This window comes from Kitasatospora sp. NPDC056327 (assembly GCF_042261735.1).
Taxonomy (GTDB): Bacteria; Actinomycetota; Actinomycetes; order Streptomycetales; family Streptomycetaceae; genus Kitasatospora.
This window is the reverse complement of sequence record NZ_JBHJRC010000529.1, coordinates 1-2003: the sequence shown is the minus strand read 5'-3', so window position 1 is coordinate 2003 and position 2003 is coordinate 1. Positions and strand designations below refer to the sequence as shown.

General features: G+C 74.4%; 1 protein-coding gene. It reads right to left on the bottom strand.

The genetic code is table 11. The features are described 5' to 3' along the window. Positions 1 to 164: 164 nt before the first annotated feature. Complete coding sequence (locus tag ACFCX4_RS36060; RefSeq protein WP_376151677.1) at positions 165 to 1700, bottom strand: M1 family metallopeptidase; 1536 nt, start codon at positions 1698 to 1700, stop codon at positions 165 to 167. Positions 1701 to 2003: the final 303 nt, after the last annotated feature.

The window sequence follows — 2003 nt, the reverse complement described above, 5'->3', positions numbered from 1 at the left end:
CCCGCGCCGCCCGGCGGCGCCCGGCCGCCGCGCCCCTCGGCGCCCCGCCGCCCCCCCGCGCACCCCCCCCCCCGCCCGCCCGGGGCCGGCGGCCCGGGGCGGGCGGTCCCGGGCCGGCGGTCCCCGCTCCGCGCGCGGACCGCCGGTTCCTCAGGCCGGGCGCGTCACTTCCGTTCCGCGTGCACGGCGGTGGCCTCCTGGATCTTCCGCCAGGACTTCGGTTCCGCCGGGCGCGCCCCTTCGTTCCGGTCCGCGGTCGTGCCCGCCGCCGAGGGGCCGGCGGCCGGCGCGCCGGGCGGCACCGGGCCGGTGGCGGGCTTGCCGGGGGTGAACAGCCAGGTGGTGAAGAGGTCGCCGAGCCGTCGGCCGGCGACCCGCTCCGCGTACGCCCGGAAGTCCGCGACGGTGGCGTTCCCGTAGCGGCGTTCGGTGGGCCAGCCCTTCAGGATCCGGAAGAACGTCGCGTCCCCGACGGTGTTGCGCAGCGCCTGGATGGCGACCGCGCCGCGCTGGTAGACCGCGGCGGAGAGCTGGTTCTCCTCCCCCGGGTCACCGGGCTTGACGCTCCAGAACGGGTCGTCGGCCGGGTAGTAGGCGTAGATGTAGTCGGCCAGCTCCTGCGCGGTGCCCTCGTTCTCGTGCTCGGACCAGAGGAACTGCGCGTACTGGGCGAAGCCCTCGTTCAGCCAGATGTCGCTCCAGCGGGAGAGCGAGACGCTGTCGCCGTACCACTGGTGGGCCAGCTCGTGGACGACGACCGAGGTGTTGGATCCCCGGGCGAACAGCCCCGGGCCGTAGAAGACCCGGGTCTGGGTCTCCAGACCGCCGCTGCTCCGGACGTTGGGCACGAACCCGCCGACCGAGCTGAACGGGTAGGGGCCGAAGTAGCCGCTCAGCCAGTCCACCAGCTCGCCGGTGCGCTCGACGCTCGCCCGGGCCGCGCCCGCGTTCTCCCCGAGGTCCTTGCTGTAGGCGTTGTAGACCGGGAGCCCGCCGGCCGTGGTGTCCCGGGTGATGTCGAACCTCCCTATCGCCAGGGTCGCCAGGTAGGTGGCCTGCGGCTTGTCCTCACGCCAGTCGTAGCGGGTCCAGCCCGCCCGGGAGGCGGTGCCGGCCAGCACCCCGTTGCTGATCACCTGGGTGCCGTCCGGCACCAGCACCGAGACGTCGAAGGTCGCCTTGTCGCTCGGGTGGTCGTTGCCCGGGAACCACCAGCCCGCCGCCACGGGCTCGCCGGCCACCACCGCGCCGTCCGGGGTGCGGCGCCAGGCGGTGTAGCCTCCGTACCTCTCCACGGTCGACGGCACGTCCTTGTAGCGCACCACCACGGTGGCCCGGGACCCCTTGGGCAGCGGCCGGGCCGGGGTGATCTCCAGCTCCTGGTCGCCGCTGGTGGCGAAGGCGGCGAGCCGCCCGTTGACCCGGACCTCGGAGACCTTCAGCGCGAAGTCGAGGTTGAACCGGGAGAGGTCCTGGGTGGCCGTGGCCAGGATGGTCGTGGTGCCCTCCAGCTCGTCGGTGGCGGGCTGGTACTTCAGCCGGACGTCGTAGTGCGACACCCGGTAGCCGCCGTTGCCGAGGGTCGGGTAGTACGGGTCCCCCAGGCCGTCCGCCCCCGGCTCGAAGCCGGCGGCCGAGGCGGGGACGGCGAGGAACAGACTCAGGGCACTGGCAGCGGAAACGATCAGTCTCTTGCGCACGTGGTCCTCCAGGAATCACCGGAACGACGGGGTCCGATCGATCCCTGTCCCGACAACTCCCCCTCTACTCCCCGATCGTGAGAACTTCGCGAAGGGATCGGGGAGACGCCGCGTCGACGCTGCGGCGACCCGGAAGCGCCTCGACTCTCCTCCGTGGGGCAGGACTCCGCTCGGCGGGACCCTGCGGAGCACCTCCGCAGCCGCCGGCGGCCCCGGCGGTGGCGCCGGGGCCGGCTTCGAGCCGCCGGCCGCCCCTCGGCACCGACCGACCGCCGGGCACACGGCACCGTGGCCACGGTGCCG